Genomic DNA, 16,110 nt, shown 5'->3' with positions numbered 1-16,110 from the left:
GTGCATTGACTCGAGCGAAGTACCGTCAGGTAGGAGAAACGAAACTTCGTTTCCGCATTTACTTTCCCTGCGAGGAGTACCACCGATGAAGCTGGCTCTCTATCTACCGAATTTTCGAGATCACGTGACTTTGAAAGAGCTAGAGGACCTCACGGCTCTCGCTGAAGCACTGGATTTCGATTCGGTGTGGACTCTCGATCGTATCGTGGTGCCCGAGGCTTCGGATCGTGTCCAATTGGAATACCCATTCGGCATGATGACTGATCTCCCAAACGGGCTGCCGGTAATTTCGCGCGGTAAGTGGTTTCAAGGCATGACCCTGATACCGTGGCTCGCTGCGAAGACCGAGAAGCTAAGAATCGGTATGAGTATCATCGACACTCCGTATCGCTCGCCGGGCGTCCTGGCCGCGGAGCTGGCAACACAAGACCATCTCGCCAACGGACGGCTCAATGTCGGGGTGGGGGCTGGGTGGATGCCGGAGGAGTTCGCTGCGGCGAGCGTCTCGCATCTCTTCCCGCGGCGGCACGGACACGTTCGCGAAACAATTGAAATCATGCAAGGTATTTGGTCGAACGAATTGTTCGAGTACCACGGAGAATTTGCCGACTTTCCGTTGTCCGGGTTCGGGCACAAGCCAATCCAGAAGCCGGGACCGCCGATCTACTTTTCAGGGCTGAAGGATCCCAAGCGCTCGGCTAGACGAATCGCCAAATACGGTCTGCAAGGGTGGATCGGTATTCAAGATTCGCCTGAAGACATCGCCCGTTGGCGCGGGGAGATGAAGCGGGAGCTGAACGAGCTGGGCCGAGACTTCCCAACCGGGTTCGACATGTGCAGCATGATCTGGTTCACAATTACTGATGAAGAGACAGATCAGACGCCGGCAGGTAAGGCAACCAACTTGTTGACCGGAACCGCGCAGCAGATCGAAGACCGCCTCAAGCGTTACAAGGAGGCCGGAATGACAATGCCCATTCTGTGGCCACCGTTCCGGGACGTACCGACATCCAAGACGATCGACGATCTCAAGCGTTTGGTCGAGGAAATCATGCCCAAAGTCGACGCGAGCTGACTGGTCGATGTACCTGACATCAGCAGTAGCACCGGAGACGGAGTGCGTACACTTTGTCTGACATCTCAGCTTCATCTGAATGTCCCAAATCTCCTGCCCCCTCTGCGATGCGACGAGTGTTGCGTCGTGCCCGTGATGGAGTGTCTCTCAACGTCGACGAAGCCACGGTGTTGTTGCATGCTCGCGGTGACGACCTGGTCGATCTGATGGCGTCGGCGTCCCGGGTTCGCGATGCCGGGTTGGAGTCGGCGGGCCGGCCGAAGACGGTGTCGTATTCGCGCAAGGTGTTCGTGCCGATCACGCGGTTGTGCCGCGACAAGTGCCATTACTGCACGTTCGTCACGGTGCCGGGCAAGCTCAACGCGGCCGGGCACGGGATGTTCATGGATCCCGACGAGATCATCGACGTCGCCCGCAAGGGTGCCGAGTTGGGTTGCAAGGAGGCGTTGTTCACTCTCGGGGATCGGCCGGAGGAGCGGTGGCCCGAGGCCAAGGCGTGGCTGGACTCACGCGGCTACGACTCGACTCTGGACTACGTGAGGGCCATGTCCATTCGGGTGCTCGAGGAGACCGGTCTGCTGCCGCATCTGAATCCGGGTGTGATGTCATGGCAGGAACTTTCGCGCCTCAAGCCGGTGGCCCCCTCGATGGGCATGATGCTCGAGACCACCTCGCGGAGGTTGTTCGAGGAGAAGGGGCAGGCGCATTACGGCAGTCCCGACAAGGATCCCGAGGTGCGGCTGCGGACGCTGACCGACGCGGGTCGGCTCAATATTCCGTTCACCACCGGCATCCTGGTCGGTATCGGTGAGACGTTGCGGGACAGGGCCGAGTCCATCATGGCAATTCGTAAGGTGCACAAGTCTTTCGGTCATGTGCAAGAGATCATCGTGCAGAACTTTCTGGCCAAGTCCGATACCGCGATGCGGTCGGTGCCCGACGCGGGGATGGAAGAGTTCCTGGCGACGATCGCGGTGACGCGAGTTCTCGTCGGCCCGTCGATGCGGATTCAGGCTCCGCCGAATCTGGTCGAGCCGGAGGAGACGGCAGCGTTGCTCGGCGCGGGCGTCGACGATTGGGGTGGGGTGTCTCCGTTGACGCCCGATCACGTCAATCCGGAGCGTCCGTGGCCGAATCTGGATTCGCTCGCGGAATTGTCGGCGGCGGCCGGTTACACGCTCGTGGAACGTACTGCCGCGCAGCCGCAGTACGTTCTGGCCGGCGCGCCGTGGATCGATCCGCGGATCTCGGCGCATGTGCGGGCAGTGGCGGATCCCGAGACCGGGATGGCGCGCGAGGGCGTGAACCCGACGGGTCTGCCGTGGCAGGAGCCGGACGAGGAATGGGAGTCCTCGGGACGGGTGGATCTGAACACCGAGATCGACACCGAGGGCCGCAACACCGAGACGCGCTCGGATCTGGCGAATGCGTTCGGCGACTGGGATTCCATTCGTGAGCAGGTGCGCGATCTCGCCGGTCTGGAACGAGTCGACCGCGACCTGGTGTCGGCATTGACGGCCGCGGAGAAGGACCCGGCCGGATTGTCCGATGAGCAGTATCTGGCGTTGGCGACGGCCGAGGGCCCGGGCATGGACGCGGTCGCGGCGCTCGCCGACGATCTGCGTAAGCAGGTCAACGGGGACACCGTCACCTACGTGGTGAACCGGAACATCAACTTCACCAACATCTGCTACACCGGATGCCGTTTCTGTGCGTTCGCGCAGCGCAAGGGTGACGCCGACGCGTTCACGCTGTCCACCGCCGAAGTCGCCGACCGTGCGTGGGAAGCGCACGTCGTCGGGGCCACCGAGGTGTGCATGCAGGGCGGCATCGACCCCGAACTGCCGGTGACGGGATACGCCGATCTGGTCCGTGCGGTCAAGGCGAAGGTGCCGTCGATGCACGTGCACGCGTTCTCGCCGATGGAGATCGTCAACGGGGCGTCGCGCGGTGGTCAGTCGATTCGTGAGTGGCTCACCGAATTGCGGGCCGCGGGCTTGGATTCGATTCCGGGTACCGCTGCGGAGATTCTCGACGACGAGGTGCGGTGGGTGCTCACCAAGGGCAAGTTGCCTGCGGCGGAGTGGATCGAGGTGATCACCACCGCACACGAGGTGGGGCTGCGGTCGAGCTCGACGATGATGTACGGCCACGTCGACAATCCGTCGCACTGGGTCGGGCATTTGAACGTGCTCAAGAAGATCCAGGATAAGACGGGCGGGTTCACCGAGTTCGTGCCGTTGCCGTTCGTGCACCAGTCGTCGCCGCTGTATCTGGCGGGTGCCTCTCGGCCGGGTCCGACCAATCGGGACAACCGCGCGGTGCATGCGCTGGGGCGGATCATGCTGCACGGCCGTATCGACAACATTCAGACCTCATGGGTGAAATTGGGAATCACGGGTACACAGGCGATGCTGAACGGGGGCGCGAACGATCTGGGCGGGACCCTGATGGAAGAGACGATCTCGCGTATGGCGGGTTCGCAGAACGGTTCGGAGAAGACCGTCGCGGAGCTGCACGAGATCGCCGACGGCATCGGACGACCGGTTCGTCAGCGCACCACCACGTACGGCCCGGCACCGGCAGTGTCGGTCGCCGGCCTGATCTGACGGTCTCGAAGGTCCTCGCGGCAACCCATCGAGTTGACTGCTAACCCCTCTGAGCACATGGCGAAATGTGTTGGCAATGTTGCCTTGTCGAGGAAGTCACCGATCGGATCGCGACATCGACTTCCGGCGGGAGTATCCGCGCACAATTCCCCTTCCGCGAATACTCCCGCACGAGCTGACAACACGACCGGTCGATCGAGGTCAGCGCCCGAACCAGTTGCTGCGAGCTCCTACTCTGCGTGTGCCATCTTGACGTCGCTCTGATCACCCGCGCTGGTTCGTGCGCGAGGGCAGGAGTTCACATAGGTGCCGAGTAAGTCGACCTTGTACCCATCGGGATATTCCTTTTCGACCAAGGTCTGTGCGAGTGAGGTGAGCCCGTCTGTCAGGGGATCCAATTTTGCGTAGAGACCCATCAATTTCCGACTGAGCTTTTTGGCGCGGGGGCTTGGCAGGTCGTATCCACAATTGGTGATCAATCGATCGTCGGGCCCGACGGAAAGGAAAAACGCTAGGAGCGGTCGGTGCAGGATCCGCGGGTATTCCTTCAGTACATAATCGACCAAGCTGTCTGCGAGGCGTTTGTTTTGCGGCTCGTACGCAATTTGTGCGTTCAAGTAGTCCGTGCAGAAGGTTTCCATCGCTTCGAGCGTTTCTGGATATGGCATCTTCTTCTCACCGCCGTACATATGACGACCACGAAGCCTCGCGAACGCGACTGCCGCAAGCTTCTCCTTTTCGGTGACTGGTCGCCATCCGTACGTTTCGGCGTACCAGATATAGGACACGGCTTCCCAGCATCCGATGAATACATAGTCCTCGGGATGAATGTCGTACTGACGATGCATCTCGTTGACTCGACGAATCGAATCCCTACCGATACCGGGGACGAACCCCGAGTCGTGATAGTGGTGATCCAGCAGAACTGTGTCCACGAGCCGCTTCTGGATCTCGTCTTCGAATTGGCGAGACTGTGTCAAGATGCGACTGATTCGCGGAACGGCGAAGGTCACGAACAACCCACCTGTGACTGCAAATGCGCTCGATGCCTTGAAGTCGTCGACGAACAATCGGTAGACTTCGACGCAGTCTTCGATGGGGTCCAGCTCTTCGATGCGGTTGAGTCTACTGTGCTTATCCTCGAGCGCCGGCGCGCCGAGTGCCGTACCCACCACACGTCGGATCCTTCGGCCTACGCGGGAACTCACAGAAAATGTGTCGGACATCGAATATTTTCCTCCTCGGCTGGGGCACCTGCAGTTCTGAATGTGAGCGGTGCCACTCGAAACAATTGTGACCGGTGTTTGCGTCTGTGAGGGTGGTTCTTCTACTCAACGTTTCCTCAACGAATAGTTCTCGCACCGAGTCGCTGGTGAACCGCATCTGAGTCATTGATTGTGCTTCGCTCATGAATCAAAACTGGAGGGCGAAAATTGCGCGTGCTCGAGCGTCTTGCCCGTGCATCGAAACTTGCGGGGCCGAAGTTCGCGCACGTCATTGGAGGGGGCGGACCCGCCGCCAATGTTGCGCAACAGCGGTGCGCATCATTGGTGGGGTGCGTGAATTTGTGCACAGCGGCGGTTGCGTTCGAGCGCAGCACAAGCTGATCGGTGCCACGGTCCTCAATTCATGTGCGGTTGGCTTGCCGCGATGTTCGCCTCTAGATTTTGCTTGCTCCGTGATCGATGGGGAGCTGAATGCCGGTGATGGTTCGCGAGTCGTCGCATGCGAGGAACAGGGCTGCGTTGGCGATGTCTTCTGGTTCGGAGATCGGCGGGTGAAACCAGTACTGTCCCATGGCTGCTTGGTACGACGGGTTGTCCTCGAAGGTCTTCTGTGCATCCTGGCCCATTGATCCCATGGCTGTACGCACCCCCCACGGGTGTATCGAGTTGACCCTGATGCGATAGGGCGCAAGCTCGATCGCAGCGCTCTTGACCAGTCCAACGACGCCAGCTTTTGCCGCGCTGTAGTGGCTTTGGCCCGGAAGCGATTTTATGCCGGCGGTAGAACTCGTGGCGATGATGGATCCGCCGTTGTCTGCCTCGATCATGGCGGGAACTGCCGCTCTCATCGTGTTGAAGACGCCGGTGAGGTTGATGTCGATCATGTCTCGCCAACGTTGGGGAGACATTTCCCAGAACCGGCCCCACGAAACGACTCCTGCGTTCGCGACGACCACGTCGAGGCGGCCGAATTCCGAAACTCCATCGCTCACCAGTGCTTCAAGTGCTTCGAGATCCCGCACGTCTGCAACACTGTAGACCGCCCGTCGGCCCAAGCTCTCGACGGCGGCGACTGTTTCGTTCAACTCTTCGACCGTTGCTGCGGGGTAGTCGGTATCTGTTGCGCGCGCGGATACGTCGACGAGTATTACGTCGGCACCGGCCTCGGCGAACTTGATTGCATGGGCGCGGCCTTGACCGCGTGCCGCTCCCGTAATAAAGGCAACTTTGTTTTCGAGCTTGTCGATCATCGATTCGTGTCCTTCATCAGACGGTGTGGTTGACGCGTGTCAAGAATGTGGAGAGTTGGCCATCACTGGCAGCATCTGCCAGGGGTCTGTCAGATTGTGACAGAATCCGGAGGAACGCGGGCCGTTTCGGACTATCGTGTGCGTATGCAGCGCGACCTCGACCCCAGCTTGCCGTCGTCCAGTCGATCGACCTCTCGGGTCACGTCGTTGCAGGTTTCGGTGGTGGCGTGCCGTTTGTTTCTTGCGCGGGGTGTCGATTCGACGACTGTTCTGGAGATTTCCAGGGCAGCGGGTGTGAGTGCTCGAACGTTTCACAGGTTCTTTCCGGCGAAATACGACTCGGTCGAGCCGGTGCTGCGTGCGGGTATGCAGCGCTACATCAGTGCTGTCGAGTCCATCGATCCGGCGATCACATCGAGTGAGGCGTTGGTCGATGCCTTGGCGGCGAGCCTGGTGGCGTCGACGGCAGATTTCACCGATATGCCGACTCGTGCTCTGTTGGAACTTGTTCTGACGACTCCGGAGTTGTGGTCGGTCTGGTTGCGTGTGAACGAGGAGTGCGCTCGTGCTCTCGAGCCGTCGATGTCGATGCGGTCGATGTTCGGTGGAGACGAGTTCGCGGTTCGTTTTTGGTGCTCGACGATTGTGACTGCCGACCGGATTGCTTCGGAGTATTGGGCTCTCGAAGGTGGCGATATTCGCGACCACGTAGAGCGCAGCATGGCCTTACTCAAACGGGAATGGTTCGCTACGTAGCCCGATCGCAGCATGCGGCGTTCCGAGTATCCGCGCTGAACCGCGCTGCGGTTCGCCGGTCGAGCCTGCACCGCTCGCTCTGGTGCAGGATCTCGAAAGGGGCCTCTTGTATTTTCCCGGATGAGCCCGCTGTGCCGGATCTTTGAGACTCCCCAGGTTTCGGTGCTCTCGCGACTTCTCCGAAGCAATCCGGTGCGGCACTGGACTCCGCTGCGTCAGGCGTCCCCCGAGGTCGAAGGCCCACCGAGAGTCGGACGCGATTCGGAGTCGTTCGGGCTCGAGGGCGTCAGCGCGAGGGGGCTCGGGCACCGGCCAGTGCCGCCGTGAACTTCCGGCTGATCGGCCGTTGCGGGGTCGAGACTTTTGTCGATTACCAGCCAACTTGCGTGATGCCCGCATTCTCGGTCGCTTCTCCCCGACGACCGATCCAGCTCGATCGGTGCGGGCTGATCAAGCGTGCGGACATGCCCGCGCAGGCAGTGGTCTCGGGTCCGAGCAGAACTGCTCCGACGATTCGGCTGAGCTCAACTCAACCGACATGCAGTAAAAGAGTGTCATAATCTGTGTGACCTGTGTCATGCTGTATCTGGTGTCAGAATCTGTCACCTCCTCTGGAGATCGGCAACGATGTCAGGTCGCCACTGTCGAAGCCGGGTGACAACCCAGGCACCAACCGCCGGCCGCCATCGACCGCAGAACCAGCCGATGTAGACAGCCCGACCGAGAAAGAAGATTTCATGAAAGTGCAAGCGTCCGTCCTGTGGCAGTTCGGCGACAACTGGCACCCGTCGACGATCGACCTCGATGATCCGGGACCCGAGGAGGTGCTGGTGCGGGTGGCGTACGCGGGTCTCTGCCATTCCGACGAGCACACCCGTCGCGACCCGGACGCCCGCAAGCCGATGATCGGCGGACACGAGGCGTCCGGGATCGTCGAACAGGTCGGGTCGGGGGTCGAGGACATCGAGGTCGGCGACCACGTCGTGTTCTCGTTCATCCCGACGTGTCGCAAGTGCCGATGGTGCGTGTCCGGTCAGTCGTACCTATGCGACCTGGGTGCCACCATCGCAACCGGGGTCATGCCCGACGGTACGTTCCGGTTCCACGGGCGGGGCGAGGACATCGGCGGTCTGGCGATGCTCGGTACTTTTGCCGAACGTACGGTCGTGTCCAAGAACTCCTGTGTGAAGATCGACCCCACCATCCCGCTGGACGTCGCCGCCCTCGTGGGTTGCGGCGTGCCCACGGGATGGGGGTCGGCCGTCAACGTCGCACAAGTGCGCCCCGGTGAGGTCGTCATGGTCTACGGCATCGGGGGAATCGGTGCCAATGCGGTACAGGGCGCGTTCCACTGCGGAGCCAGCCATGTGATCGCAGTGGAGCCGAAACCGTTCCGACGTGAGTTCGCCGAGTCGCTCGGTGCCGAGGCCTACGCCACGCACGAGGAGGCTCTCGCCCGAGTTGCCGAGCTGACGAACGGGCAGGGTGCCGATGCCGTGATCGAGACGGTCGGGGTTCTGACCGCCGAGATCACAGCGCAGTGCTTCGAGTCGACCCGCAAGGCGGGCCGACTGGTGCTCGCCGGCATGGCCGACAGCTTCAGCGACCTCAACGTCCAACTGCCGGGCCAGTTTCTGAGCCTGTACGCCAAGCAGGTTCTCGGCACGCTCTACGGAGGATGCAACGCGCACGTCGACATTCCCAAACTGCTCGACCTTTACCGCAACGGTCAGCTCAAACTCGACGAGCTGATCACGCGCCGATACACGTTGGACCAGATCGCACAGGGTTACCAGGACATGGCCGATGGAACCATCCTGCGCGGCGTCGTCGAGATCAACCCAGAATGAAGGAGCACCTCATGACCGACAGCACCATCCCCCACCACCACACGAGCCAGATCTTCGTCGGCGGCACGTGGCGCGCACCGACCGGCGACCGGCGCATCGAGGTGGAGAACCCGGCGACCGGCGAGATCGTGGCCGACATCCCCGAGGCCGGCCCCGAGGACGCGGCGACCAGCGTCGCCCTGGCGGCCGAGGCGTTCGACAAGGGGGTGTGGTCAGGACTCGACGTCACAGAGCGAGGCAAGGTCCTCACACGCGTCGCCGATCTGCTGGACGAGCACCGTGACCAGTTCATCGAGTACGTCGTGCGCGACCTCGGCTCCGCCCGAGCCTTCGCGGCGTTCGTGCACGACATCTCCATCGACATCTGGCGCGACTACGCCCGCCGCGGCGACGAAGTAGCGCTGGAGACGGTCGAGACGGGGCCGGACGGGCGGACCGTGCTTCTGCGCAAGGAGCCCGTGGGCACCGTGCTGGCCGTCGTGCCGTGGAACGGTCCCATCGTCCTCGCGTCCCTCAAGCTGGCGCCGGCGCTCCTGGCTGGGTGCTCGGTCGTCATGAAGCCCGCGCCGGAGACGCCGCTCGCGCCGCTCCTGCTCGCGGACATCCTCGCCGAGGCCGGTGTGCCGGAGGGCGTCGTCAGCATCCTGCCGGGCGGCCGCGAGCTCGGTGAGGCGCTGCAGGCCCAGCCCGGCCTCGACATGGTGAGCTTCACCGGCGGCACCGAGGCCGGCAAGGCTGTCATGGGTGTGGCCGCCAAGAACCTCCAGAGGATGACGCTCGAACTCGGCGGCAAGTCGGCGGCGATCGTGCTCGACGACGTCGAGCCGGTCGACGTCATGCCGGCCCTCGCGGCCGGGATGCTCGGGGGAAGCGGACAGGTGTGCACCGCCCTCACCCGCGTCCTGGTGAGCAAGGAGCGTCACGACGTGTGGCGCGACGCGCTCAAGGATTTGTTCGAGAGCCAGGTCATCGGTGACCCCGACGACGAGGCGACCACGTACGGCCCGCTGGCGTCGCAGGCCCAGATGACCCGGGTGCTCGCTCGCATCCAGGACGCCGAGGACGACGGGGGAGTCATCGTCACCGGTGGTGAGGCCCTCGATCGTCCCGGCTACTTCATCGCGCCGACGCTGGTGGACGGTGTCACGACAAACATGCGGGTGGCCCAGGAGGAAGTCTTCGGGCCGGTGTTCGCCCTCATGGTCTACGAGGACGTCGAGGATGCGATCCGGATCGCCAACGACTCTCAGTTCGGCCTCTCGGGAGCGGTGATGACCCACGACATCGCCGCCGGGGTCGAGATCGGTCGTCGAATCCGTACGGGAACGTTCAGCGTCAACGGGTTCGGAGCGCACATGTCGTTCCCCTTCGGCGGCTACAAGCAGTCGGGGATGGGGCGTGAGGGCGGCGCGGCAGGCCTCGACAGCTTCCTCGAGATCAAGCAGATCGCGCTCCCGGCCGGGGCGCAACTGGCCTGACGGGCCCCTGGCGAGGGGCCTGTCAGGGCGGGCGGCGCTACTTGATGGTGCCGCCCGCGTCGACCGGCAGGGTCACCCCGGTGATGAACTTCGCCTCGTCGGAGGCGAGGAACAGGACGGCGTTGCTGATGTCCTCGGGCTCGGTGTAGGGGACCGGCAGCAGGTGCATCGTGGCCATCGCGACCTCGGCATCCGCGGCCGTCGGATGGGCCAGGTCGGGCCGGAACGCACGGTACAGCGCGTCGTGCATAATCATCGGAGTCCTGACGTTGCCGGGGTGGACGGTGTTGACCCGAATCATGTGCGGGGCGAGCTCGTGGGCGTACGAGCGCATCATGCCCACGAGCCCGTGCTTGGACTCCCCGTAGCCCCCTCCGGCACCGAGCGCACGCAGTCCGGCCATCGAGCTGGTGATGATGATGGAACCGCCGTCGCCCGAATCGATCACGTGCTGCTTGGTCGCCTCGACCGTGCAGAAGACGCCGGTCAGGTTGACGTCGACCACCTGACGGAATATCCGTACGCGCGTCTCGGCGTCGGCGTCCGGCGACATCGAGCCGGTGATGCCGGCGTTGGCGCAGACGATGTCGAGCCTCCCCAGCTCGGCCACCCCTTCGTCGACAGCCTTCTTCAGCTGGGTGAAGTCACGGACATCAGCTCGTCGAGCGACCATACGTCGACCGAGCGCCTCGACACCGCGCACCGTTTCTGCCAGATCGTCCGGCGTCGACAACGGGTATGGCACCCCGTCGATCTGCTCACAGATGTCGATGCCGATGATGTCGGCCCCTTCGGCGGCCAGCTTCAGTGCGTGGGAGCGGCCTTGGCCGCGCCCGCTCCCGGTGATCAATGCAATCTTGCGCTCGAGTCGGCCCATGATGTGCTCCTCGTTTTGTGCCACGCGGACGCGTAGAGTGTACTGAATACCTAGATCGTACGGACAGTAACGAAGGAGCACCATGGATGGCATGTCCCTCTACATCGTCCAGACCAATGCCGTCGAAGGACGCGACGACGAGTTCAACGAGTGGTACGACTCGACGCATGTCCCGGACGTGCTGTCGATCGACGGCTTCGAGTCCGCGCAGCGGTTCAAGCGGTCGACTGCACTGGATCAACCCGACGTCCCGACGCCGCCGTACGAGTACTCGGTGCTCTACGAAGTGAGTGGAGATCCGGTGGCAGCCATCGACCGGCTGCGCGCTGCGGTGGTAGGCGGTCGCATAGAACTCACGGACGCAATGGTCCCCGGAAGTGGGTCTTTGCTGCTCACTTCCTTGGGTAGCAAGGTCCTCGCTTCGAACCGTGGTGACTGACCGCAACAGCAGGTCGGAACACTTATTAGGTGCACTTTTTTCCCGCGTGTGTCTACCATCACGCGAAACTGCCGGACGACGGACGACGCTCCGGGTCCGGCCCTGACGAATATGGGGTACGAGATGACCGACGGCCTGGACGACCTGCTGCGGCGTGTGAGGCGACTAGAGGACGAGGCGGAGATCCGCCGGCTTCTGTCGCGGTACGCGTTCGCGGCCGACCTGGGGTACGCCGCCTCCTATGTCGACCTTTACGCCGAAGACGGGCGCGTCAACCTCGGTGAGGGGCGTTTCGGTGCGCCGCGCGACGGGCGAACCGCATACGTCGGGCACGAGGAGATCTGGGAGTTCATCACCGACACCCCGCACGTCGAGCAGCAAGGCAACTGCCAGCATCATGCGCTGACCGGACCGCTGATCCTGCACATCAACGGCGACGACGCAATCGCCGAGGGCTACTCGCTCGTCATCGTCAAGAGTGACGAGGACAGCCGGCGCACGCGTAGCGCCCGACCGGTCAAGCCGGCCATCAACATAAGCGGCGCGAACTTCAACCATTGGACGCTGCGTCGCATCGACGGCAGCTGGAAAATCCAGGAACGGCTCAATCGTGAAGTGGGAGATCCTTTGGCGTATCAGGTGGTCAGCACGACTATGAATGGCGCAGAGCCCGACGACGTCAGTGTCAATCCGTTCGGGTCCGCGGGCCGGCCGAGCTGAGATGCGCTGAGTTCGGTCGGTCCTTCGTGAGACGACCTGACGCGAGAAGAGTATGCTCAATTAATGCAGATCGACTTGGACCAGGCTGATGCCGACTTCCGGGATGACGCGGCCTCCTGGCTGCGCGCCCACGTGCCTACCGATGAGCGCCCACCGACCGGCGAGTCCATGGTCGACTTCGACCGTGCATGGCAGCGTTGCACGTTCGACGGAGGCTGGGCGGGCGTGTCGTGGCCCGTCGACCACGGAGGCCGCGGACTCTCCCTCCTCCAGCAGCTGATCTGGTGGGAGCAATACGCCCTGTCAGGAGCCCCGCACATCGGCGTGTTCTGGGTCGCGACGAGTCACGCCGGACCCACACTGATCATGAACGGCACGCCTGAGCAGCAGCAGACGCACTTGCCCAAGATCCTGCGGGGCGAGTCGATTTGGTGCCAGGGTTTCTCCGAGCCGTCGGCGGGTTCCGACCTCGCCGGTGTCCGGACCACGGGACGTGTCGACGGCGACGACCTCGTCGTCAACGGCCAGAAGATCTGGACGACCCACGGGCAACACGGCGACTTCCAGGAGCTATTGGTCCGAACCGACAGCGACCCGAGCAGCCGCCACAGAGGCCTCACCTGGGTCATCTGTGACATGAACACACCCGGTATCGAGGTGCGCCCCATCATGACGATGGCTGGTATCCCGCACTTCTGCGAAGTCTTCTACGACGATGTCCGCATTCCCCTCGCGAACGTCGTGGGTGGCATCGGCAACGGCTGGGCCACGGCCATGTCGACGCTCTCGTTCGAGCGCGGTGCCGGTTTCGTGGTCGAGCAGATCCGGCTCTCCCGATACCTCGACGAAGTCGTCGACCACGCCGCGAACCACACGGGACCCGACGGTAAGCGCGCTGCGATCGAGGACGACGAGATCTACCGTCGTATCGCGTCGGCCCGGTCCGAACTCGCGGCTCTACGAGCCGTGACGTACGCGGCAGTTTCGCGTAATCGGGTGACCGGCAAGCCGGGACCAGAGGGATCGATGTCGCGTTTGCTGTTTGCCGAACTCGAGCAGAACGTACGAGCATTGGCTATGGATGTCGTGGGGCTCGAAGCGCTCGATTACAAAATTCCGTTTACGCCGCAGGCGTGGTCGGGGGAGTGGCTGTACTCGCCATCCGCAACGATCGGAGCCGGCACATCGGACATCCAGCGCAACATCATTGCCAACCGCGTCCTCGGACTGCCCCGCTAACGGAGAAACTGTGAACCTCGAACCCACGCAAGATCAGATCGATCTCGCCGCGACAGTCCGCAAGTTCATCGAGGCCGAGTTGCCTCTGTCGATGCTGCACCGAACGGCAAACGCCGACGGTCACACAAGAACCTGGGCGCGGACGGCTGACATGGGATGGCTTGCGCTCGGTGTCCCGGAGAGCTTGGGCGGGGTAGGACTCGGTCTGGCGGACGAGACCTTCCTCTTCGAGGAACTTGGTCGCGGTCTCGTGAGTGGGCCGTACCTGCCGACGATGCTCGCGACACAGCTGGCCGTCGCGAACGAAGCGGCCGATCTCGTCGAGCAGCTGATCTCCGGCGGGCATCGCGCCGGGCTGGCAATCGCTCGTGGCGACGACGAGCCGCTCGTGGTGGTCGATGGCATCGACACCGACTATCTGCTGCTGTGGTCTGCGGACGCCGTCTCGCTGATCCGTACGCCCGACGACCTGGAGGAAATCGCGTCGTTGGATCCCGGGACGACCCTCGGGCGCGTACGGCGTCCCGAGTCCGATGCGCTGATCACCGGTGACGACGCGACCGTGAAGGCTCTGCACTCCCGAGCGGCCGTGCTGACTGCGGCGCAGCTCGCCGGCATGCTTCAAGCCATGCGTGACATGTCGGTCGAGTACTGCAAGAACCGGACACAGTTCGGGAAACCCATCGGCAGTTTCCAGGCCGTGTCTCGGCGATGTGCCGACATGGCAGTCCGTGCGTGGTCGTCGACTTCGCTGGCCCGCATGGCGGGTTTGTGCATCGATGCAGGTCGGGTCGACGGCCCCTATGTTGCTGCAACCGCCAAGACGGTCGCCGGCACCGGTGCGGCAGCCAGCGCGAAGGACAACATCCAGAATCTCGGCGGCATCGGTTTCACAGGCGAGCACGACGCGCACCTGTTCTTCAAGCGCGTTCGGATCATCGACACGGTGTGGGGGGATTCCCGCCACCAGGCCACTCAGGTCAACGACGGCTACCCGGGCATCCTCGGAATCGGCAGCCAGCAGGGCCTGAGCCTGCGCGGAGAGTACTGATGTCAGGCCCGCTGAACGTCCCGGCGAGGCTGCGAGCGATCGCCAAGCGGCGAGGTCACCAGATCTCACTGATCGATCCGTGGGGGCGCACGACATGGACCGAGATGATCGACGGCATGGACGGTGTTGCCGCGGCGCTGCGCAGCATGGGGCTGGCGGCGGGCGACCGCATCGCAATCGCCATGGAGCCGTCGACGACCTACGTGACTGTGGTCCTGGGTGCGCTCGGAGCCGGCCTGGTGCCGGTGCCGCTCAACACCCGTCTGACTCCGTACGAAATCGCGGCCTTCCTCGAACCCATCCAGCCTTCTCTGGTCATCACCGACCACACACATATCGAGACGGCACGGGCCACCGGCTACGACGTCGTCGTGCTGGCGGCGTCGCACTCGACGGCGGACCTGCCGGCACGGTTGGCACCCTTGGCCGGCGAGCCGGCTGTGTTCGCGCCTGTCTCCGAGGACTCACCCGCAATCATCTTCGCAACAGGGGGGACGACCGGAATTCCCAAGGGAGTCTGGTATGACCAGCGTGGCCTGTGGCTATGGTTGAACACGTCGGCCGCATCGAACCCGGGAACGAGGTTCGACGTCGAGCTGTACTTCGCGCCGTTCTTTCATATTGCCCTGGGCACAAACCTGCTGTCACGGCTGTTCGCAGGCGGAACAGTGCACATTCTACGCAAGTTCGACGTGACTCTCGCGCTCGAGGCCATCGCCCGAGGTGCCACTCGGATCACCGGCGCACCGACGATGTTCGCGGCCATCAAGTCCCACGAGTTATTCGAGTCGACTCCTCGCGCCAGTATGCGAGCAATCCGACTGGGCTCGATGGCAGCAAACGCCGATTTCATCGCGCAGGTCATGCTCGACTACCCCACCGCAGAGATCCGCACGGGGTACGGAGCCACCGAGTTCGGACCGCTCATCGGCGTGGAGCACGAAGACCTGGTCGCCGGGCGGCTGACCGGCATCGGTCGACCTCACCCAGGAGCCGAGGCGCGAATCCTACGCGCGGACGGCACCGAGGCCGACTCCGGGGAGGTGGGCGAGATCGTGGTCAGCGCCCCCTGGCAGAGCCGCGGGTACTGGGGTAGACCCGACGAAACGGAGGCGACTTACACCGCTGAAGGGATTCATACCGGAGATCTCGGTGCGGTCGACGATGACGGCTGGTTCTCCATCAGCGGTCGTCTGAAGGAGATGGTCATCACCGGCGGGGAGAACGTGTTCCCCACCGAGGTCGAGGACGTTCTACGCCGCCACCAGGCGGTCCATGACGTCATCGTCTACGGCGTGCCCGACGAGTACTGGGGCGAACGGGTCGAGGTCGGAGTCGTCTGCGCCGAGGGCGGGGACGTCGAACTCGAGGCGTTGCGTGAGTTCGCGCGGCCTTACCTCGCCGGCTACAAGCTACCGAAGTCGCTCGTCCGCATTCGTGAGGTTCCGCTGACGACCGTCCAAAAACCCGATCGCCGCGCCGCGCGAGCTGCGTCGATCGAGAGCTCGTCCACCTGAAGTTGGCGGGAAGACGTGGCGGA

General features: G+C 63.2%; 13 protein-coding genes. 10 read left to right on the top strand and 3 right to left on the bottom strand.

Annotated features, from left to right (window positions below):
• The first annotated feature begins 85 nt into the window (after positions 1-85).
• Positions 86-1,075, top strand: coding sequence for an LLM class flavin-dependent oxidoreductase (locus CH281_RS18900; protein ID WP_094695284.1), 990 nt, complete (start codon positions 86-88; stop codon positions 1,073-1,075).
• A 53-nt stretch (positions 1,076-1,128) separates the two neighbouring features.
• Positions 1,129-3,684, top strand: a complete 2,556-nt coding sequence (locus CH281_RS18895) for a bifunctional FO biosynthesis protein CofGH (protein WP_094695282.1) — start codon at positions 1,129-1,131, stop codon at positions 3,682-3,684.
• Positions 3,685-3,914: 230 nt separating this feature from the next.
• Here the strand turns inward: CH281_RS18895 and CH281_RS18890 are convergent, their stop codons facing one another.
• Positions 3,915-4,856, bottom strand: coding sequence for an oxygenase MpaB family protein (locus tag CH281_RS18890; protein ID WP_167326785.1), 942 nt, complete (start codon positions 4,854-4,856; stop codon positions 3,915-3,917).
• A 488-nt stretch (positions 4,857-5,344) separates the two neighbouring features.
• Positions 5,345-6,157, bottom strand: a complete 813-nt coding sequence (locus tag CH281_RS18885) for a mycofactocin-coupled SDR family oxidoreductase (RefSeq protein ID WP_094695371.1) — start codon at positions 6,155-6,157, stop codon at positions 5,345-5,347.
• A gap of 48 nt (positions 6,158-6,205) precedes the next feature.
• On the opposite strand from CH281_RS18885, the gene CH281_RS18880 reads away from it, so the two are divergent.
• The 3 genes from CH281_RS18880 (at position 6,206) to CH281_RS18870 (ending at position 10,244) form a co-directional block, all read left to right on the top strand.
• Entirely contained in the window at positions 6,206-6,916 is a 711-nt protein-coding gene (locus CH281_RS18880; RefSeq protein ID WP_306427557.1) for a TetR/AcrR family transcriptional regulator, read from the top strand.
• A gap of 737 nt (positions 6,917-7,653) precedes the next feature.
• Positions 7,654-8,766: an NDMA-dependent alcohol dehydrogenase gene (locus CH281_RS18875; RefSeq protein WP_094695276.1), complete on the top strand. Its 1,113-nt coding sequence runs from the start codon at positions 7,654-7,656 to the stop codon at positions 8,764-8,766.
• A gap of 11 nt (positions 8,767-8,777) precedes the next feature.
• Complete coding sequence (locus CH281_RS18870; protein ID WP_167326787.1) at positions 8,778-10,244, top strand: aldehyde dehydrogenase family protein; 1,467 nt, start codon at positions 8,778-8,780, stop codon at positions 10,242-10,244.
• 37 nt (positions 10,245-10,281) lie between these two features.
• Here the strand turns inward: CH281_RS18870 and CH281_RS18865 are convergent, their stop codons facing one another.
• The gene (locus CH281_RS18865; protein ID WP_167326819.1) at positions 10,282-11,121 is read right to left on the bottom strand and encodes a mycofactocin-coupled SDR family oxidoreductase; all 840 of its coding nucleotides are present in this window, start codon (positions 11,119-11,121) and stop codon (positions 10,282-10,284) included.
• Between the two features lie 82 nt (positions 11,122-11,203).
• Between CH281_RS18865 and CH281_RS18860 the strand changes: the two genes are divergently transcribed.
• The 5 genes from CH281_RS18860 to CH281_RS18840 all read left to right on the top strand — a co-directional run bounded on the left by CH281_RS18860 (position 11,204) and on the right by CH281_RS18840 (position 16,087).
• Entirely contained in the window at positions 11,204-11,560 is a 357-nt protein-coding gene (locus CH281_RS18860; RefSeq protein WP_094695272.1) for a DUF4286 family protein, read from the top strand.
• Between the two features lie 123 nt (positions 11,561-11,683).
• The gene (locus CH281_RS18855) at positions 11,684-12,280 is read left to right on the top strand and encodes a nuclear transport factor 2 family protein (protein ID WP_167326788.1); all 597 of its coding nucleotides are present in this window, start codon (positions 11,684-11,686) and stop codon (positions 12,278-12,280) included.
• A 63-nt stretch (positions 12,281-12,343) separates the two neighbouring features.
• On the top strand, positions 12,344-13,519 hold the full coding sequence (locus CH281_RS18850; RefSeq protein WP_094695268.1) for an acyl-CoA dehydrogenase family protein: 1,176 nt from the start codon (positions 12,344-12,346) through the stop codon (positions 13,517-13,519).
• A gap of 10 nt (positions 13,520-13,529) precedes the next feature.
• Complete coding sequence (locus CH281_RS18845) at positions 13,530-14,570, top strand: acyl-CoA dehydrogenase family protein (RefSeq protein WP_167326789.1); 1,041 nt, start codon at positions 13,530-13,532, stop codon at positions 14,568-14,570.
• Positions 14,570-16,087 (top strand): class I adenylate-forming enzyme family protein, encoded by a 1,518-nt coding sequence (locus tag CH281_RS18840; RefSeq protein ID WP_094695264.1) that lies wholly within the window; start codon positions 14,570-14,572, stop codon positions 16,085-16,087. Before CH281_RS18845 ends, CH281_RS18840 begins: the two co-directional genes overlap by 1 nt.
• The last annotated feature ends 23 nt before the right edge of the window (positions 16,088-16,110 follow it).

The sequence above is a fragment of the Rhodococcus sp. 06-221-2 genome, assembly GCF_002258365.1.
Classification (GTDB): Bacteria; Actinomycetota; Actinomycetes; order Mycobacteriales; family Mycobacteriaceae; genus Rhodococcoides; species Rhodococcoides fascians.
Note: the sequence above shows the minus strand (reverse complement) of the source record. Positions and strands in the feature narration are given on the sequence as shown.